Raw genomic sequence first — 23871 nt, 5'->3', positions numbered from 1 at the left:
ATTTCTGGAGGCGCCTGATCGCCATGACGGGCGCATGGAGAGTCAAATGTTCAGCCACGTAACTGTTGGGGCGCGTGACCTTGGGCGGGCAGGCCGTTTCTATGACGCGGTGCTCGCTCCGCTCGGACTGAAGCGTCGCGTCGTCATGTCCGATGGCGGGCCTCCGGCGCTTTGCTGGGTAATCGGTCAAGCGCCGCTGCCGCGTTTCTATGTCTACATCCCTTACGACGGCGAGCCGGCGACCACCGGCAACGGCAGCATGGTCGCCTTTCTGGCCCCGTCGCAAGAAGCCGTGAACACGGCCTACGCGAATGGTCTCGAGCACGGTGGGACGGGCGACGGTGCACCCGGGTTACGCCCCCACTACGGGGACGGCTACTTCGGCGCGTATCTGCGCGACCCCGACGGGAACAAGGTTCATATCGTTCATCGCGGAGACCTCCGGCCATGACGCTGGAGACGCCCCGCATCTCTGGAGAAACTCGAATGATCGCCAGTCAGATCGCACTCGCCTACGGCACCTATCTCATCGCCACCGCCAGCCCCGGGCCGAGCAACATGGCGATCATGGGAACAGCGATGCGCGACGGCCGTCTGCCGGCCCTCGTTCTGGCTGCCGGCGTCATCACGGGCTCGCTCTTCTGGGCGATCCTGGCGGCGACCGGCGTTTCCGCCGTGCTGGCGGCCTATGCCGAGGCGCTTTTCATCATAAAGATGGTTGGGGGTGTCTATCTGCTCTACCTAGCGTTCCGCACGGGCAGGTCGGCGCTGAAACCGGGCTCCGGCTTCGCGAAGATCGAACCAGGACGCTCGACACCTCGTTATCGGCGGCTCTATCGCCAGGGCATTCTCATGCATGTCGGAAACCCGAAGGCGGTTCTCGCCTGGATGGCAATCATGTCCCTTGGGCTTCAGGAGCACGCCCCCGGCGGCACCTTGCCGGCGATCATCGGTGGTTGCGCGTTCCTCGGCGTCATCGTGTTTGGTGGTTATGCGGTCCTCTTCTCGACCGCCCGGATGATCGCGCTGTATACCAGCCTCCGGCGCTGGATTGAAGGCACGCTATCCGCGGTGTTCGCCGTTGCGGGAGTCAATCTGCTTGCCTGGCAACGTTGATATTCCGGTTTGTCGGCGCCATCACGAACCGATCTGAATTGAAAGAGCGATGTCATGACCTTTGCGATCCATATGATCGATGTCTTCGGCGCCGGGCCGCTTTCGGGCAATCCGCTGGCGGTCGTCATCGGTGCCGATGCGCTGGCAACGGATGACATGCAGCGGCTGACGCGGTGGTTCAACCTGTCCGAGACCGCTTTTCTCTTGCCACCCACGCATCCTGAGGCCGACTACCGGGTCAGGATCTTCACGCTGGACAGGGAGATGCCTTTTGCCGGGCACCCGACGCTCGGCAGCTGTCATGCGTGGCTCTCGACGGGGCGCGTGCCGAAGAGCGAAGCGGAAATCGTCCAGGAGTGCGGAGCCGGGCTGGTTCCGATCCGACGCAATCACGAGCGGCTTTCCTTCGCCGCCCCGCCGCTGATCCGCTCCGGCGCGCCTGCACAGGATGAACTGGACCAGGCTCGGCGACTGCTGGGGATCGAATCCGGCGATGTCCTTGATGCCGCCTGGATCGACAACGGCCCCGGATGGCTGGGCATCAGGCTGGTATCGGCGGAGATGGTGCTTGCCCTCGATCCGCTCCGCAACTGGCCCGGCCGGATCGATGTCGGCGTTATTGGCCCTCATGCAACAGGCGGCAACGCGGCCTTCGAGGTTCGCGCCTTCTTCAGCGACCATCTGGGCGCTATCGTCGAAGACCCGGTCACTGGGAGCCTCAATGCTTCAATGGCGCAGTGGCTGTTCGCGACAGGTGTGGTTGAGGACGACTATGTCGCCGCCCAGGGGACACGCGTCGGCCGCCATGGCCGCATTCATTTGACCCGCGACGAGGCTGGCCAAATCTGGGTCGGCGGCAAGACGCGTACGCATGTCGAAGGCCGGCTCCGCGGCTTTTGAAAAGGCAAACGAGAAAGCGGCAACCTGATGTTCGGGCGAGCTGGCGCACATGACGCCTGTCCGGGTCGCCCCATACGCCGAACAGCTTGCTCGCAAGCCTGCTTGCCGGCGTGACGCGACAGTACCGGATCAACCTGAGCGTTGTCTGACGCTCGAAAACACGCAAGGAGTTTCAGCATGTCTGCCCCCTCGCAGAACCGGATTGCTCCATCCGTAACCACCGATCGCATCACACCGCCAGCCTCGGCAGCAGACACCTTGAGAATGCTGGTGCGCTACAAGTCCTGGGCGAATGGACTGACGTTCAAGAGCGTGATGGGCCTGCCGGCCGGCGAAGCCCTTCGGCAGAGACCGACACGGTTCGGAAACATGGTGCATACCTTGAATCACGTCTACGTGGTCGACGACATTTTCAGACATCATCTGCAAGGAAAGAAGCACACCTACACCTCGCGCAACACCGACCATACGCCCGCAGTTTCCGATCTTTGGAAAGCGGTTCAGGAAATGGACTGCTGGTACATCGATCTTGTCGACACCTGGTCGGACGTGGATCTTGCGAAAGCCGTTCATTTCGAGTTTGTTGGCGGAGGAGAAGGCGTCATGACCCGCGAGCAAATCGTGCTGCATGTCGTCAATCACGGCACCTATCACCGCGGTTTTGTCGGCGACATGATGTATCAGGTGCCTTTCGCGCCACCGTCGAACGATCTTCCCGTATTCATCAGGGATCACTATCGCGACGCTCGGTGAGCGCCTGTTCGGCCACTTGTCTCGCATCTGTGCCGGCCGCGGCCGCGGCCGCGCCCGGTGCGTGCGGATCGCTTCGCCGCGCTGCTGCCGTCGGCACGCAAGCATCGCCGACCGGTTGCGCCGCGGCCATCGCCTGTCATTGATCTGCCACCGTCGACCGGTAGCGTTCGGGGCTCACCCACTCTATCGACAGACGAATCCGCCATGCAGCGCACGTCGCGCGCCACGCCCCACGTTTATGCGGCCACGTCCCGCGCCCTCGCCGTCAGCCTCGCGATCAACCTGCTGCTGCTCGCCGTCGAGACGGCTGCGGCGTGGTCCGCGCATTCGTCCGGGCTGCTCGCGGACGTCGCGCACGCGGCGATCGATCTCGCGGCCGATGCCTTGATCCTCGTCGCATGCAGGCTCGACGCGCGCCTGCCGCCGGAGCGGCGCCCGACCTACGAGCCGCTCGCACTCGCGGGTCTCGGCGCATTGCTGGTCGCGACGGGCGCGCAGATGATCTGGCACGCGGTCAACCGGTTCGACACGCCGCCCGCCGTGCAGCCGGGCGCGACGACGCTCGCGCTCGTCGCCGTCACGCTCGCCGGCAAGGCCGTGCTTTCGCACTGGATGCTGCGCAAGGCGCGCGAGACGGGCTCAGCGCTGCTCGAGGCGAGCGGCTGGCATGTGCGTACCGATGCGTTGTCGGCGTTGCTGGCGGCGCTCGCGATGAGTGCGGCGCTGGTCGGCCTCGGCCGTCTCGACGACGTGGCCGCGCTCGCGATCGGCGCGCTCGTGATCCGCACGGGCGCCGGTTTCATCCGGCGCGGCGGTGCGCAATGGCCGATGTTGGCCGCGTGGGCGAATCGCTCGACGCGCGGTTCGTGAACGCGGTCGCCGTCGTCGTGCATGGCGCCGACGCGTGAAACCTCCGATACGCGCTATCGGTTATCGGCTGGGCGGAATGACAAAAAGGCTCGCGTCGTACGAGCGAGCCTCTTTTGCATGATGCCGTCATCGCCGTGTGTCACGCGAGGCGTTGACCGATGACGACGTGTCGCCAGACGAATGCCGGCCGACTCCGATGGATCGGCTACCCGAGACCCGAGCGGCACCACACTCCCGAGCAGGATCCGTACGAGCGTCGCCTGGCGCGTGGCACCCGTCTTCGAGAAGATCGCGCGCAGGTGCGTGCGCGCCGTGTTCTTGCTGATCCCCGGCTCCTCCGCCGCTTGCTCGAGCGTCAGCCCGTTGCAGCAGCGCGAGCGACGTCTCGGCGGGCGGCGCGATGCGGGGAGATGCGCGGGCGTCGTGCACGGCACCCGCCGTCACGAGGGTTGGTCGAGTTTTCGCATAACAGGTTATCGTTTGTTTTTGTGAAATACAGTCTTGGGTTTGTATTTTGACAATACATGCCATAGACTGTATTTTCCGATTACAAACGATCGCCTGTCATCCAGCGGAGCGCCCGATGGCCTTTCCTGTCCAGACCCTGACCCAGTTGCGCCCGATACTCGTCGGTTTCCGGAAATCCGCGGGGCTCACGCAGGCGCAATTGGCCGCCCGCCTGGGCGTCACGCAGCAATCCTATGCGCAGCTCGAAGCCAATCCGTCGGCGGTGAGCATCGAACGGCTTTTCAAGGTGCTGAACACGCTTGGCGTTCGCATGACGCTCGGCCTGGGCGCGCAGGATGATTCGGCGGAATCCGCTCAGCCCGATGCAGATGCCGATACTGATGCCGGCTCGGCGGCTCGCAAGCCGGCCGCGAAAAAGCGCATCCCGGACCCGGCGCGCGGTGCAACGGCAGCAAAAGCTCAAACCAAAACCACGTCCGGCGCCGCGCGCAAGCGGCCGGCGACGGCAGCACCGGGCAAGCCGCGGACCTCGAAACGGGAGGACTGGTGACGATGGCGCCGCGCGCCCGCCACGACCGGCTCGACCTGTGGATGAACGGCATTCCGGTCGGCTATTGGGAAATCCGGCGCGGCGTCGAGCGCCTCGTCTACCTGCCGGGCTGGCTCGACGATCCCCAGGGGCGGCCGCTATCGCTGTCGCTGCCCTTCACGCCCGGCAACCAGCCGCACCAGGGCGCGATCGTCGCCGACTACTTCGACAACCTGCTGCCGGACAGCGAGCCGATCCGCCGCCGCATCGCGCAGCGTTACCGGCTCGGATCGACGGCGCCGTTCGAACTGCTCGCGTCGATCGGCCGCGATTGCGTCGGCGCGATCCAGATGCTGCCGCCCGACGAGATGCCCGTTGACCTCGAGACGATCGACGGCGTGACGCTCGACGACGCAGCCGTTGCCGACGTGCTGCGCCACGCGACCGCCGCGCCGCTGCCCGGCCGCGGGGAGCCGGACGGCGACCTGCGCCTGTCGATCGCCGGCGCGCAGGAAAAGACCGCCTTGCTGCGTCAGGGCAACCGCTGGTTGCGGCCGTCGGGCAGCACGCCGACGACGCACATCTTCAAGCTGCCGCTCGGGCGCGTCGGGAACATGCAGGCCGACATGCGAACGTCCGTCGAAAACGAATGGCTGTGCTCGAAGCTCGTCGCCGCATACGGCCTGCCGGTCGCGCCGTGCGAGATCGGCCGGTTCGACGACCAGAAGGCGCTGATCGTCGAGCGCTTCGACCGGCGTCCTTCGCGCGACGGCACGTGGATCCTGCGGCTGCCGCAGGAGGACATGTGCCAGGCGACCGGCACGCCTTCCGGCGCGAAATACGAATCCGACGGCGGCCCCGGCATCGAGACGATCATGGGCATCCTCGCGAATTCGACCGACGCCGCGCACGACAGGATGAATTTCTTCGTCGCACAGCTCGTGTTCTGGGTGCTGGCGGCGATCGACGGCCATGCGAAGAACTTCAGCATCGCGCACCTGCCCGGCAATACGTACCGCAGCACGCCGCTGTACGACGTGCTGTCCGCGCATCCGATCATCGGCACACGCCGCAACCAGTTGCCGCCGCGCCGCGCGCGGCTCGCGATGGCCGTGTGCGGGAAGAACCGGCACTACGTGATCGGCGAGATCCAGCCGCGTCACTGGATCGCGCAGGGGCGGCGCGTCGGCCTGACCGAAGACGACGTGCGCGCCGCGATGGCGGCCGTTGCCGCGCGCACGGAGACTGCGATTGCCGAAGTCGCCGCGCAGATCCCGGGGGATTTTCCGGCGGATGTGGCGGACGCGATCTTCGACGGCATGCGTCGCCAGAGCCGCAAGCTCGGGGCGGGAGATGCCGTGTGAGGTTTGACGAGCGCCGCGAGCCGCTCAGCCCGCGTCGCGCGCGCGGGCGAGTGCCGCGAGGTTCCCTTCCCCGAACCCGTGGTGCCCCTTGCGCTGCACGATCTCGAAGAAGATTTCGCCGGGCCGGCGCTTGACGAAGGTCTGGAAGAACAGGCGCGGCACGCCGTCGCTGCCGATCTCGCCGTCGACCAGCACCGCGCGGCGGCGCAGTGCGTCGAGATCGACGCCATGCCCGGGCAGCCGCGCATCGACGTCGTCGTAATAGCGTGCGGGCGGCTCGATGAATTCGACGCCGTTCGCGCGCAGCGCATCGACGCACGACAGGATGTCGTCAGTCGACAATGCGACGTGCTGGACGCCCTCGCCCGGATGGTCGGGCAGATACGCGTGCATCAGCTCGGTACGCCGCGTGCCTTCCTCGTAGACCGGAATCCGCACCGCGCCGCACGGCGACACCATCACGCGCGATTCTTCCGACACGTGCCAGTGCGCGTCGATTTCGTGGATCTCGCGAAAATGCAGCAGGTCGTGGTAGAAATCCAGCCACTCCCGCATGCGCCCCGCGCCGACGGTCTGCGTGAAATGGTCGACCTGCTGCAGGCCGACGCCCGCGCAATCGAGATCGGTGTGTGCGGTCGCGATGTCGATCGGGCGGAAATCGATGTCGAAGATCGAGATGTCGCCGACCCCGCCGCGCTGGCCGTCTCGCCCGCGCCAGCGGTCGACGAAATACAGGTGCGAATCGCCGATGCCCTGGATCGCCGGGATCTTCAGCTCGCCGACGCCGACCCGCTCGCCCTCGAACGCCCATGCGCCGAGCTCGATCGCACGCTCGAACGCACGCCGTGCGCTGGCCACGCGCAGCCCGATCGCGCAGACGCCCATCCCGTATTCCTCCGCGTAGCGCGCGGCGAACGAATCGGGCTCGGCGTTGATCAGGAAATGCATCTGCCCTTGCCGGTACAGCGTGACGTTCTTGCTGACATGCCGCGCGATCGCCTTGAACCCGAGCTGCTCGAAGCGTTGCGCGAGCGCTTCCGGCACGGGCGCCGCGAATTCGACGAATTCGAGGCCGGCCATCCCGAGCGGATTGGCGGCCGGATCGACGACGGGCGGCGTATCGCTGGACAGGGGGTGGGAATTGCCGGGCATTCCAGTCTCCGGGGGCATGCGGTCGATGGGGATGGCGCCCGGCGCGGGCGGCATGCGCGGCCGATGTGGCGACCGGGCATCCGCTCCGAGCGGGCGAGTTTTCATGCTGCAGATTTTAACCAGATCGTTCACGGCGGCACACCCTGGCCGAACGGGATATCGTCGCGCCGCCTAGTGCAAACCCGAAAAGCGTTCGATAATCGCACGATATTGAACGATAATCGCGCACTTTGCCCGATTGGCCAATTGCCGCCATGCGGCGCGCCCCCTATTCTCCGTTCACTCATCGACTTCAATGCAGCATCGGACGCGGCGCCGCCACGATTCCACGATGCGCCGTACCAGGAGACACCGCCATGACCCCAACCTTCGACACCCTCGACGCCGCCGCAGGCGCCCGCGCGCGCAGCCAGGCGCGCAAGGCCGCGATCGGCAGCTTCGTCGGCGCCGTCGTCGACTGGTACGACTTCCTGCTGTACGGGATCGTCGCCGCGCTGGTATTCAATTCCGAGTTCTTCCCGAAAGTCAGCCCGACGATGGGCACGCTCGCGGCGTTCGCGACGTTCGGCGTCGGCTTCCTGTTCCGGCCGCTCGGCGGCGTCGTGTTCGGCCACTACGGCGACCGGCTCGGCCGCAAGCGGATGCTCGTGCTGACGGTGATGCTGATGGGGCTGTCGACGGTCGCGATCGGCCTGCTGCCGACCTTCGCAACCATCGGCTGGTGGGCGCCGGTGCTGCTGGTGCTGATGCGTGCGATCCAGGGTTTCGCGGTCGGCGGCGAATGGGGCGGCGCGGCGCTGATGGCCGTCGAGAGCGCGCCGAAGCAAAAGAAGGCGTTCTACAGCAGCGGCGTGCAGGTCGGCTACGGCGTCGGGCTCGTGCTGGCCACGGGCATCGTGTCGATCCTGAGCCACACGCTCGGCGAAGCCGCGTTCAAGTCGTGGGGCTGGCGCCTGCCGTTCGTGTTCAGCATCGTGCTCGTGCTGGTCGGGCTGTGGGTGCGCAAGAACATGGACGAATCGCAGGAGTTCGTCGAGAAGGTCGAGCACGGCAACCGCAAGCTGCGCCTGCCGGTGCTGGAAGCGCTGACGCGCCATCCGAAGGCGTTCCTGCTGATCATCGCGCTGCGGCTCGCCGAACTGTTCACGATGTATATCGTCACCGCGTTCGCGCTCAGCTATTCGACGACGAACCTCGGCATGTCGCGCGACCTGTTCCTGAACGTCGGCCTGCTGGTCGGCGCGGTGAGCTGCGTGACGATCCCGTGCTTCGCGTGGCTGGCCGACCGCTACGGCCTGCGCCGCATCTACCTGATCGGCGCGCTGATCGGCCTTGCATCCGCGGTGCCGTTCTTCATCGCGCTGGAGGCGCGGTCGATCGTGTGGATCGTGATCTTCTCGATCCTGCTCGCGAACGCCGCGCACGACATGGTCGTGAGCGTCCAGCAGCCGCTGTTCACCGAGCTGTTCGGCGCCGAATACCGCTACAGCGGCGCGGGTGTCGGCTACCAGTTCGCGAGCGTCGTCGGCGGCGGGTTCACGCCGTTCATCGCGGTCGGCCTGGTCACCCTGGCCGGCGGCTCGTGGCACCTCGTCGCCGGCTATCTCGCGGTGGGCTGCCTGATCTCGCTGGTGGTTGCCGCGCGGATGCGGGCAGCGCAGTGACGAAGTGAGCGCGTGGCCGGCCCGATCAGCGGCCGGCCATTTCTCCGCGTCGGCCGCCAGCCGAACGGCGGCACCTCTTCGCCCAACGTCAAACACCGTCAATCGCGCGCGCCGATCCCCCTTTTCCCTTCCGAACATTCCACGCCGCCCGCCGACCAATGGCATCATATGGGCCTACGTCAGTTACCGATACGCCCCCATATCATGTCGAATCTCATCGTCCACGGCGGCACTCCGCTGCGCGGGGACATCAAGCCGTCCGCGAACAAGAACGCCGTCCTGCCGATCCTGTGCGCCACCCTGTTGACCGATCAGCCGCTGCGCCTGGTCGGCGTGCCGGACATCACCGACGTGCGCAAGATCCTCGACATCTTCCGCACGCTCGGCAGCGACGTGTCGGTCGACTTCACGACGGGCCTGCTCGAACTCCACCATCGCAATACGAAGTTCGATCCGGCCGTCCACCGGCTGCCCGAGGCGATGCGCTCGTCGATCATGCTGATTCCGCCGCTGCTCGCGCGTTTCGGCGTCGCGCGCCTCGAGAACGACGTGAAAGGCTGCACGCTCGGCGTGCGCGAGATCGATCCGCACGTCGAGGTGTTCGAGCGCTTCGGCGCGCACATCGAGCGCACGCCCGATTCGCTGATCGTCCGCACCGACGGCCCGCTGACGGCCAACGATCACTGGTTCGACTACGCGTCGGTGACGACCACCGAGAACTTCGCGCTGTGCGCGACGGCCGCGAACGGCACGTCGACGCTGATGAACGCGGCGTCCGAGCCGCACGTGCAGGAGTTCTGCCAGTTCCTCGCGATGATCGGCGTCACGATCGAAGGCATCGGCACGTCGCGACTCTGCGTGACGGGCGGCGGCAAGCTCGGCGGCGGCGAATTCCGCTTCGCCGAGGATTTCCACGAGATCGCGACGTTTCTCGCGCTCGGCGCGATCACGGGCGGCGACATCACCGTGCGCAACTCGTCGCCCGAGCATTTCCCGCTGATCGACCGCACGTTCGCGAAGTTCGGCGTCAACGTCACGCACCGCGACGGCTGGTCGCGCGCGGAACGCGACGGCCCGCTGCGCGTGCGCCGGCCGTTCACGCAGAACATCCTGACCAAGGTCGAAGCCGCGCCGTGGCCGTACCTGCCGGTCGACCTGCTGCCGATCTTCATCGCGCTCGGCGTGCGCGCGGAAGGCAGCGCGATGTTCTGGAACAAGGTCTACGACGGTGCGCTCGGCTGGTCCGGCGAACTGTCGAAGTTCGGCGCGCACGTGCTGCTGTCGGATCCGCATCGGCTGATCACGTTCGGCGGGCTGCAACTGACGCCGGCGCGCGTCGAGAGCCCGTACATCATCCGCGTCGCGATCGCGCTGCTGATGGTGGCCGCGAGCATCGAAGGCCGCTCGGAAATCATGAACGCGCTGCCGATCCGCCGCGCGCATCCGCATTTCGTCGAGAACCTGCGCTCGGTCGGCGCGAACGTCGAGTGGACGAGCAGCGAATAATGCCGCTCCGGCGGGTGCGGCTCGCGTGAAATCGGCGCCGCATCCGTCTCCCCTCCTTCCCCGGCCGGCGTCGGCAGACTGCCCGGCAAGCGGCGCGCATTGAAGGATCGCCGCTTCGCTTCCAGGCGTTACTCTCCCTCCCCGCACTCGACGTCGCCCGCTCCCATGTGGTCGAAGCCGTAAAGCATCACGGCGGTCGTCCCGTGCGCGGGATCGCTCGGCCGCCTGCCGAGGCTGTCGTCGGTCGGGCTCGACGGATACTGGATGCTCGTGTCCATCAGGTTGTCCGGCTGCTTGCGCAGTTCCACTTCGGTCAGCTTGCGCCCTTCCGCGCGCGGCAATCCGAACGCCTTGCGCACGTCCGCCTCGTTCCACGTTCCCTTCAGCGTGACGGTGACCATCTGCAGGTCGCCATGCTCCCAGTCGAGCTCGACTTTCGTCGCGAGCGGATGCACGCGGGCCGCGAGCCGGTCGGGGAATGCGGGGCCTTCGTAATACGCGGTCGTGTTCTTGCATGCGTCGCCGGTGTTCCGGTACTTCTTCAGCGCGCAATTGAAGCGCTTGTCGCGGTAGGCGAAGGTCGTTTCGACGTAGCAGCCGAATTTCGGCGACGTCATGCGCGGCCATGCACGCACGTCGACGGTTGGACGAGTCAGCCCGGTGTCGCTTGCAGGACTGGCGCCGGCGAGCGCCGGCACAGCCGCAGCGAGCAAGGCCACCGCGAATTCACGAAATTTCATGTTGGGTTCCAAAAACGATGACCGCGTCTTCGATTTTCTGGAGCTGTGGTGCGTCAACGACGCGGCACTGTGCTACGAGCACAAGCAAATCGACGCGCATCGCCCGGCCTGATCGCAGCGCTCCATCAATGGGCATGTCGGCAGCGCGCCCGAAATTCCCGACGTTCAGGCGAACGGATTTCGCAGCACCGGTCCACCATCCACACGCAGGCCATCGTGCATGTCCTCGGTGTACAGGTACTCGCAGCCCTCGAGCGACGCGGCGGCGACGATGCACGCGTCATAGAATGACAAGCCATGTCGCTCCGCCAGCCTTCGCGCCAGGTCATGCGTATCGATCGTGACCGGTACGACATGGCACAAGCTCCTGATCGGTTCCAGAAACTGCGCCACGTCGCTCCACGGCATCCGCAATTTTCGGCTGCAAACGCTGGCGACTTCGTTCAGGACCTGGACACTGATGGTCGGCCGCCGAAGGAACAGCGCCTCCGCCCGATTCGCCTTGGTTTCGTCCCCGGACAGCAGATAAAGCACGACATTGCTGTCGACGAATGATTTTGCCGACTCAATCCCGCTCATTCGCATCGTCCCGGCTGAACTTGAAATCGGCGGGCAGCTTGCCCCTGAAACGCCGCAACCGTTGCAGCAGTTCATCGGCCCTCGGCTTGCGGCTGACGGCAAACACGCGCGGGCTATCGACCACGATCTCGATGTCGTCCCCTTCGCGGAGCTCCAGGGCTTCGACCACAGTGGCGGGAAGGCGGACGGCCAGGCTATTGCCCCACTTTGCGACCTGCATACGTACCTCCTTGGATATACATTGATGATTGTATATCTTCCGTATCTTGCCTGCAAAGACGACGCACAACGCATGCATATTGGAAGCTGCCGCCAGTCGAATCGCGCGATAATCGCCCACTCCCGCGCGATCACCGCGCATGACGGCACCGCTTCCCGACGATGAAAAAGCCCGAACTCGACCGACGCGACTGGATTGCCGGCCTCGAAAAAGGCCTGATGATCCTGGAAGCATTCGACAGCCAGCACGCGCGCATGACGCCCACGCAGGCCGCCGCGCGCACCGGCCTCACGCGCACGGCCGCGCGGCGCTACCTGCTGACGCTCGAATCGCTCGGCTACGTCTACACCGACGGCAAGCTGTACGGCCTGACGCCGCGCGTGCTGCGGGTCGGCTGGTCGTACTTCGACTCGGCGCGGCTGCCGCGCACGGTCCAGCCGTATCTGCAGCAACTGAGCGCGTCGTTGAACGAATCGGCTTACGTGAGCGTGCTCGACGGCTGGGAACTCGTGTTCATCGCGCGCAACGGCGTGTCGCGCGTGATGACGACCGGCTTCGTGCTCGGCGCGCGCGTGCCGGCGCCGCTGACGTCGCCGGGCGTCGTGCTGCTCGCGCACCATCCGGATCGCGAGGCCGTGCGCGCGTGGCTCGACGACACCGAACTGCCGCCGTTCACGCCGCACACGATCACCAACAAGGCGCGCCTGCTCGAACAGGTCGACCACGCGCGCGACGCAGGTTTTGCGGCGATCGAGCAGCAATTGCAGGTCGGCGTGCGCGGGATCGCGGTGCCGCTGAAGAATCGTCACGGCGAAGTCGTCGCCGCGCTGAGCACGAACATGCCGATCGGCACGGAGACGACCGACGCTGCCGTGCGGCGCGTGCTGCCGCACCTGCAGGAAGCCGCGCTGGCGATGCTGAACGTGCTGTAGCGTCCCCCCGGGCCCAAGGTGACGCCCGCTACACCGCTACGCAACGGATAGCGCCCCTTCGCCACAACCGGCAGTCTGCCGGCCGGGCATCTTCCCCCTTCACCCGATCCGCCACCACCGCGGCAGCAGATCGCGCACTTCCCGCCGCCGATAACGATCGTCGATCAGATGCACGACGCCTTCGTCGTGCTCGGTGCGGATCACGCGCCCGGCCGCCTGCACGACCTTCTGCAAGCCCGGATACAGGTACATGTAGTCGTAGCCGTTGCCGAAGCGCGCGTCCATCGCGCGCCGCATCTGCTCGTTGACATCGTTGACCTGCGGCAACCCGAGCGTCGCGATGAACGCACCGATCAGCCGTTCGCCGACCAGGTCCACGCCTTCCGAGAACGCACCGCCCAGCACCGCGAAGCCGACGCCGCGCCCGCCCGCATCGAAGCGCGCGAGAAACGCATCGCGCTCGCTTTCGGCCATGCCGGGCGCCTGCGCCCACACCGGCACGTCCGGATGGCGCGTCTGCATCAGCGCGACCACGCGCCCCAGGTAGTCGAAGCTGCTCAGGAAGCCGAGGTAGTTGCCGGGCCTCGCCGCGTATTGCGCGGCGATCAGGTCGGCGATCGGTTCGAGCGAACGGTCGCGGTCGCGCCAGCGCGTCGATACATGGCTCGCGACGCGCACCGTCAGTTGCTCGGCGCGGAACGGCCCGTCGACGTCGAGCCAGCCCGTATCGCCGGGCAGTCCGAGCGTGTCGCGGTAGAAATGGAACGGGCTCAGCGTGCCCGAAAACAGCACGGTCGCGCGCGCGGCGTCGTAGCGCGGCGCGAGAAATCCGGCCGGGATCACGTTGCGCACGCACAGCGTCGACTGGGCGCGGCGCCGGCGGCCGGCCGACGCAACGCCGTCTAGCGCCGGCTGGCGCGGCATCGGTACGCCGTGCAGCGTCGCGTCGAAGATCGACGCGCTGTCGAAGGCTTCGGCGAGCACGCCGAACTGGATCGCCTCGAAATGAAAGCGCAGCAGCGCGTCGCCGTTCGCGCGCGGCGTGTCGGTCAGGTGTTCGCCGATCGCCGCGACGAGGTTCTGCACGGCCGACACGATCGGGCCCGGAATGTCCGGATACGCCGCATAGCGTTCGGCCTGCGCGCGATTGACCGTGCCCCATGCGCGGGCGAGCCGGTCGAACGCCTTGCGCAGCGCCGCGGGCGCGGCTTCGCGCGCGGCCGCGAACGCGAACGGATCGAGCGACGCGCTGTACATCTTGCGCGCGCGGTCGAGCAGGTTGTGCGCTTCGTCGACGAGCACGCCGACGCGCCACTGGTTCTGCTGCGCGAGCGTGTGCAGCATCGCGCTGCCGTCGTAGTAGTAGTTGTAGTCGCCGATCATCATGTCCGACCAGCGCGCGAGCTCCTGCGCGAGGTAGTACGGGCAGACGTCGTGCGCGAGCGCGGCCGCGCGCACGGTATCGCGATCCAGCAGCCCGGCGCCGATCGCCGCGTCGCGCGCGGCCGGCAGCCGATCGTAGAAGCCTTGCGCGAGCGGGCACGATTCGCCATGACACGCCTTGTCCGGATGCTCGCACGCCTTGTCGCGCGCGACGAGCTCCAGCACGCGCAGCGGCAGCGCCGGCGTGCCGGCGCCGAGCGTCGTCGCCGCTTCGAGCGCGAGCGCGCGTCCGGGCGTTTTCGCAGTGAGGAAGAACACATGGTCGAGCTCGCCCTCGCCGCATGCCTTCAGCAGCGGGAACACGGTGCCGAGCGTCTTGCCGATGCCGGTCGGCGCCTGCGCCATCAGGCAGCGCTCGTCGCGAGCCGCGCGATAGACGGCGACCGCCAGCTCGCGCTGGCCGCTGCGGAACTGCCCATGCGGAAACGCGAGCGCGCGCAGCGCCGCATCGCGCGCCGCGCGATGGGCCGTCTCTCGCTCGGCCCAGCCGACGAAGCATGCGCACTGCTCGGCAAAGAACGCCGCGAGCGTGGTCGCGTCCAGCGTTTCCGTCAGCACGGTCTCGCGCTCGGACACGATGTCGAAATACACGAGCGCGACGTCGATTTCCGCGAGGCCGCGCGCGTCGCACATCAGGTGCGCATAGACCTTCGCCTGCGCCCAGTGCAGCGCGCGGTGGTTCGCCGGCATCGCGTCGAGGCTGCCGCGATAGGTCTTGATTTCCTCGATGCGGTTCGCCACGGGATCGTAGCCGTCCGCGCGGCCGCGCACGGTGAGCGTGCCCCACGTGCCCGTCAGCGCGATCTCGGTTTCGTAGCGCGCGCCGCGGTTCGACGTGACCGCACCGTGGCCGGCGATGCCTTCGAGCGCGGTCGGCGCGGGCGTGAAGCGCAGGTCGAGATCGCCGCGCCGCGCGGTAAACTCGCACATTGCCCGCACCGCGACGACGTAGCTCACGCGGACAGCCTCGCCGCGTCGGCTTGCGCGCCGCCCGCGCCGCCCCACTCGACATCGACGACGCGCACCGGCATGCCGTGCGCGACGCAGTATGCGAGCCAGCGCGTCTGGTTGTCCTGCAGCCGGTCTCCCGGGCCCTTCACCTCGATCAGCTCGTAGCGGCGCTCGCCGGGCCAGAAGCGGACGAGATCGGGCAGCCCCGAGCGGTTGCTGCGGATATCCGCGAGCAGGCGCGCGAACCACAGCCGCAGGTGCTCGGGCGGCAGGCACGCGAGCGCCTCGTCGAGCAGTTCGTCCGTCAGCACACCCCAGAACACGAACGGCGACTGCAGCCCCGCCTTCGTCGAGTAATGCCGGCGGATCGTGTCGCGATACGCGCCCGAATCGAGCTGCGCGAAACAGGCAGCGAACGCGTCCGCGCGGCGCGCGGCGAAATCGGGCGCGTGCAGGTCGGCCGGGCCGCGCTGGAACGGGTGGAAGAATGCGCCGGGCACGGCTGCGAACACGGGCTCCCAGCACAGCAGCCCGAACAGCGAATTGATCAGCGTGTTTTCGACGTAATGGACCGTCGACGCCGGCTGCGCGAGATGGTCGCGCACCGCGAATTCGACACTGACGAACGCGTCGGGGCGCGCCAGCACCAGCGTCTCGCGCGGCACGTCCGGCGCGGCGGCTGCACGTTCGACGCGCTGGCCGACGCGGCGCTGCAGGCGCGGCAGCATGCGCTCGACGCGCTGGCGCTCCTCGTCGCTCTCGAAACCGCCGCGCGCATCGAGCGCCAGCGCGAGCGCGTCGTCGTCGCGCCCGCAGCGCTCGAGCACGCGGATGCGCCGATGGCGGCTGCCGGGCCATGCGCTGCGCGTGTAAGCGTCGAGCGCGGCGGCCCAGTCGGCGCGGCGCTCGCAAGTCTGCCCGAGCGCGAACAGCAGCTTCGCGCGACGCGTCGCGAGCCACGGCTGCGCACAGCCCACCGCGTCGATCGCGCGCAGCAGGTCGTCGAACGGCAGATCGTCGGGCCACGCGTCGAGCGCGTCGCGACACATCTGCAGCGCGAGATACGCGTCGACGTCGTCGCGCTGCTGGAACGCGCGCGACGACGGTGCGATCGGCACGCTTTCGTACTGGAACACGCCGAGATCGGCGAGCACGAATTCGCTCCAGTCCTGATGCAGATTGCCGAAGAACATCAGGCGCAGCCGGTCGCACAGCGCACCGACCGTCACGCGCAGCACGCGATCATCGGCCTGCGCGCACCACGCGTCGAGCGACTGCGCGGCGTCGTGCGCGGGCCGCAGCCGTTCGAGCCATTCGGGCTTGCGCTCGCCCGCATGCGCGGCGAGCGACGGGAAGATGCGCAGCAGGTCGGCCTTGGTCGACAGCGCGAACAGCTCGTCGAGCGTCAGCGCGGGCGCCGGATCGACCCAGCCGAGTTCGACGAGCGGCGCGGCCGCATCGAGCGTGCAGCCGATTTCGTCGTACGCGAGCTTGCTTGCGCGGAAGTCGGACCCGCTGCGCATCAGCATCCGCACGAGCAGCGCGCGCGACGCCTGCGGCAGCGACGCGAAATCGCGAACGAACGCCTGCTCCTGGTGGTCGAGCAGGTCGTCGTAACGCTCGCCGAGCCAGGCCAGCGCGCGTTCGAAATTGGTCAGGTAGTAAAACGCCGGGGGCGTCGGCGAAGCAGGCGTCACGGGAATCGATCACTGTACGTTTGTACAGGTCGGAATCATATCAAATGTGACGGGAATTGCCGCACGCCACCGCCCGGCCAGGACGCAGGGATCAGAACTGGTAATTCACCGACATGTCGAACACGCCGTTGGTCGACTGCTGCGTGATCGGGCTGCGCGCCGCGCGGCCGACGAGCTGCTCGATCGCGCCGTCCATCGTCACGAACCAGTGCTTGTTCACGAACCAGACCATCGTCACGCCCAGGCCAGCCGACTTGATCCCCGCGCCCGACGAATAAGCCGGCAGCCCCGAGCGCGCGGCGGCGCCCTGGCTCACGCCGAACCAGCTGTTCATGTAGCGCGAGTCGGCGAACGAGACGGTCGGCCCCGCGAACCAGAAGAAGTTTTCGTTGCTGCCCGGCATCGGCATGTACGCGGAGAAATCGCCGGTCCAGCCGTTCGAGCCGCCGATGCTGCGGCGGACATCCGCGCGCAGCACGAGCGGGAATTCCTTCGAGATCACGTAATCGGCCGACAGCTTCATCACCGGCGCCGCGTTGATGTTGTCGAGGCCGTTCAGGTGGCCGAGATCGTCGGCCGAGCGGCGCCCGAGGTCATAACCGACCGACAGGCTCACGCGCCAGTTCGGCCCGCGCAGCACGTTCGCGCCCAGGCCCTCGCCCGTCGACAGGAAGAACAGGTCGCGATAGCGGATGTCGAGATTCGGGCCACCCATCACGCGATAGCGGTCGGAGCCTGCATAGCGCGGCTGCAGCGTCATCGCGGCGCCGACGCTGACCTGCCAGGTGGAGACGGTCGGATCGAACAGTTTCTCGAGCGGCACGCCTGCCGAGTATTGCCACTCGCCGAGCGGCGAAGGTGTCTGGGCCGACGCGTCGCGGGCGCCGGCCGCGGCGAGCGCCGCGCATGCCGACAAGCCGGATACGAACCGGCGTGCGCCGGGTGACAGTAACGGGCGGGCAACAGTCATCAAGGCGGTCTCCGTCGGTTGCGCGAAACGAACCTTAGGGAAAGCGCATCGCAGCCTCTTCGGCTGCAGCGGCTGGCAGGGCAACCGGCGGCGCGAACGTAGCGTGCGCTGAATTAACGGACATCCTACGCGACGCGCGCGCAGACGCAAAGCGCCCGCTGCACGCGGGCACTTTGCCTTCCGGAATGGATGGGGGAAGCGTTGCCGGATCAGAAACGCTCGACGTGATAGTCGCCGGCCAGCGCGGCCGGGCTGCGCGTCGACATCATCCGCGAGAAGCCGTCGGCGAGCCGCCCGAGCGCGAGCTGTTTCTGGCTGGCATCCCAGTGCGTATAGGTATCGTATGCAGCATCGTCGAACGATACGGTGACGGCGACCGGGCGGCCGCTGGCGCGAAAGCCGATATGCAGCACGCCGCCGGGCAACTCCTCGATGTGATAACGCAACGAGCGCGATTCGAAATAGCGGCCCAGCACCTGAGCGATCGCGCGCTTGTCTGGCGATTGCACGTGAATGTCCATGATGGTCCTCCTTTCAGTGGTCGTGCGGCCGGTTGCGGCGCACCGTGCCCGCCCGGCATCCGCATCGGCGGCGGGTGCGACGGCGGATCGCCGTGTGGCAGCCCGTCGGGCACGGGCGGATCGACGGGATCGTCGCGCCCGGGCTGCGTCGGATCGGGGTCGACGTCGGGTGTCGGTTCGGGGCGGTGCAGCGTGAATGGCGTCTTCATGTGACTCCTGCGCGACGGCGCGCATCTCGATGGCGCTGCGGCCGTGCGCAAGCGGCGTGCCCGTTGCCCGATCCGGACGGACGCTGCCGTGCGGTCAGTCGTCGTAGGCCGCCATCACCAGCCACATCGTGCGCCCTTCCGCGATCAGCCGCACCGCGAGCGCGAACGGATCGGACGGCGAGCATTGCGCGACGAGCGCCCGCTGCGCGCGTTCGGGACCGTCGTAGACGATGTCGCTCAGCTCGCGCACCTCGTCCTTGCCGTCGAACATGCGCCGTTCGGGCCGATAGACCAGCGATTCGCGCTTCCACGCGGCGAACCGCTCGCGTACGTGGCGGAAATCGCCGCCGCATACGTTCGCGTCGTAACGTATCCTTTCCTTGGTTGCATTCATCACGATGTCCTCTCGTCCACGCCGACGGCGCGCGGGTCATGCCCGTCGCACGGCCGGCTTCCGCCGGCGTGCAAGCGTCGTGCCGCCGATGCCGCGCGGGCACGGCGCTTGCGCCTGCATCAACGAACAAGGAGGTTCGACCATGAACGTTCACGCCCCCGGCCGCCGCGACGCCGTGTCACCGGCTGCCGGCCTGCTCAGGCTCGCCACGTCCCGCCCGCCGTCGGAAGACAAGAAGACGGAGGAGCGCATCGACGAAGGGCTCGAGGAGACGTTCCCGGCCAGCGATCCGCCCGCCGTCGGCGGTGCGACGCGTATCGACCCCGCCAAGCCGTCCGGCAAGCACGAACGTCGTGCGCCGCACGTCCCTTCCCCGCCCCGCGATCACGGCTGACGGCGGCACCCGGCTCGCGATGCGCTGCGGCGCATCGGCGGGCCGGCGAAATCCGGAGCGATCTGATGAAGATCCTTGAACGCCGATGGCATGAAATCAGCGGCGCCGCCGGCGTCGCGACGCTGGCGGCGATCGAAAGCGCCGTGGTGCTCGCGATCGTCGCGATGACCGGCATCGGCCACTGACATCGCTTGCCGCCCCCGTTCGCGACTGCCGCCGTGGAAGATGTACAAGCGGGCTGGCAAATTTCTCCGCCGTCCGGCCGACCAGGGCCGGCGGGCGCGGAACGCGCGCGGCACGGTATCTGCTCCCGAATCGATTCGCTCACGAAGGAGGCTTCATGTATCGCGTCAACGAGATCATGTCGCGCGACGTGGTATGCGTCGCGCCGACCGATACGATTCGCCAGGCGGCCGAACTGATGCAGCGCTTCGATATCGGCGTACTGCCCGTTTGCGACGGCACCGAACTCGTCGCGATCGTGACCGACCGCGACCTCGCGGTGCGGGCGCTGTCGCACGGCCATTCGTCCGATACGCCCGTGCTGGCGGTCGCATCCGCACCCGTGCAGTGGTGCGTCGAGGACGACGGCGTCGGCGACGTCCAGCAGCGGATGGCCGACGTGCAGTTGCATCGGCTGCCGGTGCTCGACCGCAGCCTGCGGCTCGTCGGCATCGTGTCGCTCGGCGACATCGCGACGCGCGCGGGCGGCCCTGAGCGCGACGAGCTCGCCAATACGCTCGAGGACGTGTCGCTGCCGCGTCGGCGCTGACACACACGCTCCCTCGTTCCGCACGACGGCCCGCTGCCCGGGTGCGACGCGCACACGCACGCACACGCACACGCACGCGTTTCGCGCGTGCGCCGCGTTGCCGTTTCGACCAGGAGGTTTTCGATGACAACGGACAAACCGTCGCGCGACGCCGCGCGCATTGTCGGCGCCGGCCGCCGCACGCACGCGGGCGGGCCGGGGCCCGACGTGATGGCCGCCCGCACGCTCGAAGGCGATCGCGTGCTGACGGTGGACGGCGACGACATCGGCAAGATCACCGACATCATGCTCGACGTGCGTTCCGGCCGGATCGCATATGCCGTCGTCGCGTCGCGCGGCGGGAGCGGAAGCGGCGACAAGCTGCTCGCGGTGCCGTGGAACGCGCTGATACTCGACGTCGAGCGCAAATGCTTCGTGCTGCCGGTTGCTGCCGAACAGGTGCGCGAAGCACCCGGCTTCGACAGGAACCGCTGGCCGGCCATGGCCGATCCGGCCTGGGCCGAGGCGCTGCACGCGTACTACGGCAGTGCGCCGTACTGGCTGATCGAGGAAGGCGAAACGGCGCTCGACTCGCCGCCGTACGAGGCGTCGCCGGGCGGCCCCGAAGACGAGGGCCGGCGCAAGCGTTGAAATCGGCCGGCTGCCACGCGATTCAGTGTGCGGCCGCCACCGTCTGCGCGAGCTTCCGCGCGGCGGCCAGATGCGCGTTCAGCGTCGGCAGCGCACGGGCCGCGAATGCGCGAAGCTGCGGGTCGCGGCCGTTGCGCGCCTCGGCTTCGTAGAGCCGGATCGCCGCCTCGTGCGTGCGCGGGCCCGCCAGCGCGACATAGGCCGTGTCGAACGCGTGGCCATCCTTGGTTCGCAATGCCGTCACCGCCGGATCGACAAGCATCCGCGTCTGGACCGGTACGCCCTTTTGCGCGCCAAGCTGCCGCAATTCGCCAGCGATGCGCGTGAGATCGTCGAGCATCCGGCGCGCGAACGCCTTCACGTCCGGGTTCGACGAGCGGTCGAGCGCGAGCTGGCTGGCCTGTCGTTCGACCTTGCAGAGCATCGCGGCCTTGTCGACGAATTCGGCATCGATGCCGGTCGGCCGCTGCGTCATGGCGGCCTCGTCGGCGGTCGGGCCGGGGCTGACGACACCCGGCGCGACCTGCACCGACGAAGCAGGCGGCGCCTGCGCGTGCGAGAGCGCGAACGCCAGTGTGCAGGCGGCGGCCAGTGCGCCTACCGCCGTCCGGCGTTCGTCCCGGTTCATCCGATTCGTTTTCATCCGGGGACCTCCGTATGCGAGACGGAGCGGGCCGGCCGCGCGGTTTTCCGTCACACGGGACGCTCGGCCGACATAAGGAAACCGGTCCATGCGCCGTTGCTCCACTCCACGCGCCCGCTGTGTCCGCTGCTACCGGTCGCTCACTTTCCCGTCGTGCGAATCGTCCGGCGCGACGTCGACGATCACGCCCGCCAGCGTCGACATGTCGACCGGCTTGCACAGATACGCGTCGAAGCCGGCGGCCAGCACGCGGTGGCGGTCGGCCTTGCCGGCGTGCGCGGTCACCGCGACGACCGGCAAGTGTCCGCCGCCGCCCGGCAAATGCCGGATGTGATCGAGCAGCCAGAAGCCGTCGCCGTCGGGCATCGCGAGATCCGACAACACGACGCTCGGCGGATGCCGTTCCACCGCGTCGAGCGCATCGTGCCCCGACTGCGCGGTCGATACCTGCGCGCCCATCGTTTCGAGTGCCGCGGCGAGGCTGGCGCGCGACGTCGCGTCGTCGTCGACGACGAGCACGCGCCGGCCGCCGAGCGCGGTCGCGGCCGGCCGGCCCGTCGTGCGCACCGGTTGTGCGGCCGGATCGTCTGCGTCCCAGCCGGCCGGCAGCGTGACCGTCACGGTCGTCCCTTGTCCGGCGCCCGCACTCGTTGCCACGACGTCGCCGCCGTGCAGTTGCGCGATGTCGCGCACGATCGACAGGCCGAGCCCGAGGCCGCGTTTCGGCGAAGCGGACGCGCCTTCGGGCCGGTTGAACGTTTCGAACAGGTGCGGCAGGTATTCCGCCGCAATGCCTTGCCCGGTATCGGCGACCGACAGCCGCACGAACTCGCCCGCTCGCGTCAGCGCCACGGTGATGCGCCCGCCCGGCGGCGTGAACTTGATCGCGTTCGACAGCAGGTTCGACAGGATCTGGCGCACGCGCTCGCCATCCGCCTGAATCACGCAGGTCGGCATCGTGTACTCGGTCGACAGCACGAGCCCGTTCGCCCGTGCCGTCGCGTCCAGTTCGCGCGTGGCGTCGCGCACGACCCGCACGAGATCGACCGGCACGTGTTCGAGGCGCAGCCGGCCCGTCGCGAGCGACGATGCGTCGAGCAGATCGCCGACCATGTGCGACAGCGATCGCGCGCTGCGATCGATCGCGTCGATCGCCTGTTGCGCGAAGCCCTGCCCGTCGACGCTGCGCAGCACCTCGACCCAGCCGTAGATCACGTTCACCGGCGTGCGCAGCTCGTGCGACACCGTAGCCAGCAGTTCGTCCTTCAGCCGGTTCGACGAGTCGGCCTGCGCACGCGCGTCGCGTGCGCCGCGCAGCGAACGCAGGTAGCGCTGTTCGCCGCGGCGGCGTTCGCGCGCTTCGCGCAGCGTCATCGACAGGCCCGTGCAGTTGCCCTGCGCATCGACGATCGGCGACGCGGCAAAGGTCGCACGAAAGCGGCCGCCGTCGCGGCGCACGCACAGCACGTCGAGCGGCCCGACAGGCGCATGCAGGTTCGCGAACGATGCGGGCAACGGATGCCGCTGCAACCAGCGCGGCGCGATCATCGAAGCGATGTCGCGCCCGGTCGCCTGCGCCGCGTCGATCCCGAAGATTCGCCACGCGGCCGGATTCCAGCTCGTGATCCGCCGCGCGGCATCGACCCCGACGATCGCATCGGGCGACGCGTCGACCACATGACGAAGCTGGCTGTCGTCAGGCGCGCTCGCCGCGGGCGCGGGCTCGCGGTGCGGCGAGCGAGAGTTGCCGCTGCCGTCGTCATCGATTTCGCGCAGACGATCGTTCGCGAGCAATGGCTTCACGGCCATCACGAGCACGCACTCGACGAAGCCGATCGCGACGAACGTGCCCGCCTGCGCGAGCAACGTGGCCAGCGGCATATCGCGCCACCACAGCGTGCCGATCACGGCCACGCTCGTCATGGTCGCGGCCAGGCCGCCGCCGAATGACGTCAGCCACGCGGCAGCCGCAACGGCCGCATAGAAAGGCAGCGGCGCAAATGGCGCGTGCTCGCCGACGACGCGAATCGCCCACGCCTGCAGCGCGGACGCCAGTCCGACGGCCAGCACGATCCATGCACCCTGCCGTAACAGCTCACGGTTCAGGGTCCTCATTGCATCCTTGCATCGCGCCGGCCCCCGTCGCGCGGCATCGTGCCGCTTGTCGGCCATCCGGCATTGTCGTCGAGCGTGCCGGGCGAGCATGGTGGTATCAGCAAGCAACATGCCCGATGCGGGCCTGGGGCGGTGTCCGGACCGAGGATGGTCGGACCGGCGTCATGCCGGCCGTCTGTTCGGCCGCAGCCGGTCCGGCACCGGTCGAAGTCGCGGTCCGCCCGGGAGGAATGCAATCGCAACCGGCTTTTTCATCGGGTTTCTGTAAAAAGGCGCCGGTGGATCGTTCCACGGGTTCGCGGAAAGACCGATGGGCGATTCCTTCCGCCCACGCCGCGC

Annotated in this window: 24 protein-coding genes and 1 pseudogene; 13 read left to right on the top strand and 12 right to left on the bottom strand. The window is 67.9% G+C overall.

Annotated elements, in window-relative coordinates; all coding sequences use genetic code 11:
- Positions 1-46: 46 nt before the first annotated feature.
- From MRS60_RS19935 to MRS60_RS19915, 5 genes are all read left to right on the top strand, one after another.
- Positions 47-451, top strand: coding sequence for a VOC family protein (locus MRS60_RS19935; protein WP_243566485.1), 405 nt, complete (start codon positions 47-49; stop codon positions 449-451).
- Positions 448-1116, top strand: a complete 669-nt coding sequence (locus tag MRS60_RS19930) for a LysE family translocator (protein WP_235212441.1) — start codon at positions 448-450, stop codon at positions 1114-1116. Before MRS60_RS19935 ends, MRS60_RS19930 begins: the two co-directional genes overlap by 4 nt.
- 54 nt (positions 1117-1170) lie before the next feature.
- Positions 1171-2016 (top strand): PhzF family phenazine biosynthesis protein, encoded by an 846-nt coding sequence (locus MRS60_RS19925; RefSeq protein WP_243566484.1) that lies wholly within the window; start codon positions 1171-1173, stop codon positions 2014-2016.
- Positions 2017-2193: 177 nt separating this feature from the next.
- The gene (locus tag MRS60_RS19920) at positions 2194-2769 is read left to right on the top strand and encodes a DinB family protein (RefSeq protein WP_243566483.1); all 576 of its coding nucleotides are present in this window, start codon (positions 2194-2196) and stop codon (positions 2767-2769) included.
- 204 nt (positions 2770-2973) lie between these two features.
- Positions 2974-3639 carry a cation diffusion facilitator family transporter gene (locus MRS60_RS19915; protein WP_175748408.1) on the top strand — a complete coding sequence of 222 codons (666 nt, stop codon included), beginning with the start codon at positions 2974-2976 and terminating at the stop codon, positions 3637-3639.
- A gap of 215 nt (positions 3640-3854) precedes the next feature.
- On the opposite strand, the pseudogene MRS60_RS19910 reads toward MRS60_RS19915, so the two are convergent.
- A pseudogene (locus MRS60_RS19910) lies at positions 3855-4032 on the bottom strand (helix-turn-helix transcriptional regulator); the annotation flags it as partial.
- Between the two features lie 190 nt (positions 4033-4222).
- Here MRS60_RS19910 and MRS60_RS19905 point away from each other — a divergent pair.
- Positions 4223-4657: a helix-turn-helix domain-containing protein gene (locus tag MRS60_RS19905; RefSeq protein WP_243566482.1), complete on the top strand. Its 435-nt coding sequence runs from the start codon at positions 4223-4225 to the stop codon at positions 4655-4657.
- 2 nt (positions 4658-4659) lie between these two features.
- On the top strand, positions 4660-6000 hold the full coding sequence (locus MRS60_RS19900; protein ID WP_131948386.1) for a type II toxin-antitoxin system HipA family toxin: 1341 nt from the start codon (positions 4660-4662) through the stop codon (positions 5998-6000).
- A 24-nt stretch (positions 6001-6024) separates the two neighbouring features.
- Here the strand turns inward: MRS60_RS19900 and MRS60_RS19895 are convergent, their stop codons facing one another.
- Positions 6025-7152 (bottom strand): 4-hydroxyphenylpyruvate dioxygenase family protein, encoded by a 1128-nt coding sequence (locus MRS60_RS19895; RefSeq protein WP_217587128.1) that lies wholly within the window; start codon positions 7150-7152, stop codon positions 6025-6027.
- A 356-nt stretch (positions 7153-7508) separates the two neighbouring features.
- Between MRS60_RS19895 and shiA the strand changes: the two genes are divergently transcribed.
- Complete coding sequence (gene shiA / locus MRS60_RS19890; protein ID WP_243566481.1) at positions 7509-8816, top strand: shikimate transporter; 1308 nt, start codon at positions 7509-7511, stop codon at positions 8814-8816.
- 204 nt (positions 8817-9020) lie between these two features.
- Entirely contained in the window at positions 9021-10322 is a 1302-nt protein-coding gene (locus tag MRS60_RS19885; RefSeq protein WP_034179537.1) for a UDP-N-acetylglucosamine 1-carboxyvinyltransferase, read from the top strand.
- Between the two features lie 128 nt (positions 10323-10450).
- Here MRS60_RS19885 and MRS60_RS19880 read toward each other — a convergent pair whose 3' ends face one another.
- The 3 genes from MRS60_RS19880 to MRS60_RS19870 form a co-directional block, all read right to left on the bottom strand.
- Complete coding sequence (locus tag MRS60_RS19880) at positions 10451-11062, bottom strand: hypothetical protein (RefSeq protein ID WP_243566480.1); 612 nt, start codon at positions 11060-11062, stop codon at positions 10451-10453.
- A gap of 165 nt (positions 11063-11227) precedes the next feature.
- Positions 11228-11641, bottom strand: a complete 414-nt coding sequence (locus MRS60_RS19875) for a PIN domain-containing protein (protein WP_243566479.1) — start codon at positions 11639-11641, stop codon at positions 11228-11230.
- Positions 11628-11861, bottom strand: a complete 234-nt coding sequence (locus tag MRS60_RS19870; protein ID WP_034179540.1) for an AbrB/MazE/SpoVT family DNA-binding domain-containing protein — start codon at positions 11859-11861, stop codon at positions 11628-11630. Before MRS60_RS19870 ends, MRS60_RS19875 begins: the two co-directional genes overlap by 14 nt.
- A 161-nt stretch (positions 11862-12022) precedes the next feature.
- Between MRS60_RS19870 and MRS60_RS19865 the strand changes: the two genes are divergently transcribed.
- Positions 12023-12793, top strand: a complete 771-nt coding sequence (locus tag MRS60_RS19865) for an IclR family transcriptional regulator domain-containing protein (RefSeq protein ID WP_072436791.1) — start codon at positions 12023-12025, stop codon at positions 12791-12793.
- Positions 12794-12892: 99 nt separating this feature from the next.
- On the opposite strand, the gene MRS60_RS19860 is transcribed toward MRS60_RS19865, so the two are convergent.
- The 5 genes from MRS60_RS19860 to MRS60_RS19840 form a co-directional block, all read right to left on the bottom strand.
- Entirely contained in the window at positions 12893-15193 is a 2301-nt protein-coding gene (locus tag MRS60_RS19860; RefSeq protein WP_243566478.1) for an ATP-dependent DNA helicase, read from the bottom strand.
- Entirely contained in the window at positions 15190-16884 is a 1695-nt protein-coding gene (locus MRS60_RS19855) for a VRR-NUC domain-containing protein (RefSeq protein WP_243566477.1), read from the bottom strand. Before MRS60_RS19855 ends, MRS60_RS19860 begins: the two co-directional genes overlap by 4 nt.
- 91 nt (positions 16885-16975) lie before the next feature.
- Entirely contained in the window at positions 16976-17854 is an 879-nt protein-coding gene (locus MRS60_RS19850) for a MipA/OmpV family protein (protein ID WP_034179543.1), read from the bottom strand.
- Between the two features lie 209 nt (positions 17855-18063).
- Positions 18064-18375, bottom strand: a complete 312-nt coding sequence (locus MRS60_RS19845; protein ID WP_034179544.1) for a hypothetical protein — start codon at positions 18373-18375, stop codon at positions 18064-18066.
- A gap of 303 nt (positions 18376-18678) precedes the next feature.
- On the bottom strand, positions 18679-18978 hold the full coding sequence (locus MRS60_RS19840; protein WP_243566476.1) for a hypothetical protein: 300 nt from the start codon (positions 18976-18978) through the stop codon (positions 18679-18681).
- 142 nt (positions 18979-19120) lie between these two features.
- On the opposite strand from MRS60_RS19840, the gene MRS60_RS19835 reads away from it, so the two are divergent.
- The 3 genes from MRS60_RS19835 to MRS60_RS19825 all read left to right on the top strand — a co-directional run bounded on the left by MRS60_RS19835 (position 19121) and on the right by MRS60_RS19825 (position 20774).
- The gene (locus MRS60_RS19835) at positions 19121-19372 is read left to right on the top strand and encodes a hypothetical protein (protein ID WP_034179546.1); all 252 of its coding nucleotides are present in this window, start codon (positions 19121-19123) and stop codon (positions 19370-19372) included.
- Between the two features lie 340 nt (positions 19373-19712).
- Positions 19713-20144, top strand: coding sequence for a CBS domain-containing protein (locus MRS60_RS19830; protein WP_243566475.1), 432 nt, complete (start codon positions 19713-19715; stop codon positions 20142-20144).
- A gap of 123 nt (positions 20145-20267) precedes the next feature.
- Entirely contained in the window at positions 20268-20774 is a 507-nt protein-coding gene (locus tag MRS60_RS19825; RefSeq protein WP_034179548.1) for a PRC-barrel domain-containing protein, read from the top strand.
- Positions 20775-20796: 22 nt separating this feature from the next.
- On the opposite strand, the gene MRS60_RS19820 is transcribed toward MRS60_RS19825, so the two are convergent.
- Together MRS60_RS19820 and MRS60_RS19815 are read right to left on the bottom strand one after the other, a co-directional pair.
- Positions 20797-21417, bottom strand: coding sequence for a DUF4142 domain-containing protein (locus tag MRS60_RS19820; protein ID WP_034179549.1), 621 nt, complete (start codon positions 21415-21417; stop codon positions 20797-20799).
- A 129-nt stretch (positions 21418-21546) separates the two neighbouring features.
- Positions 21547-23532, bottom strand: coding sequence for a hybrid sensor histidine kinase/response regulator (locus MRS60_RS19815; protein ID WP_243566474.1), 1986 nt, complete (start codon positions 23530-23532; stop codon positions 21547-21549).
- Positions 23533-23871: the final 339 nt, after the last annotated feature.

It is taken from the genome of Burkholderia pyrrocinia (genome assembly GCF_022809715.1).
GTDB classification, from domain to species: Bacteria; Pseudomonadota; Gammaproteobacteria; order Burkholderiales; family Burkholderiaceae; genus Burkholderia; species Burkholderia pyrrocinia_C.
Note: the sequence above shows the minus strand (reverse complement) of the source record. Positions and strands in the feature narration are given on the sequence as shown.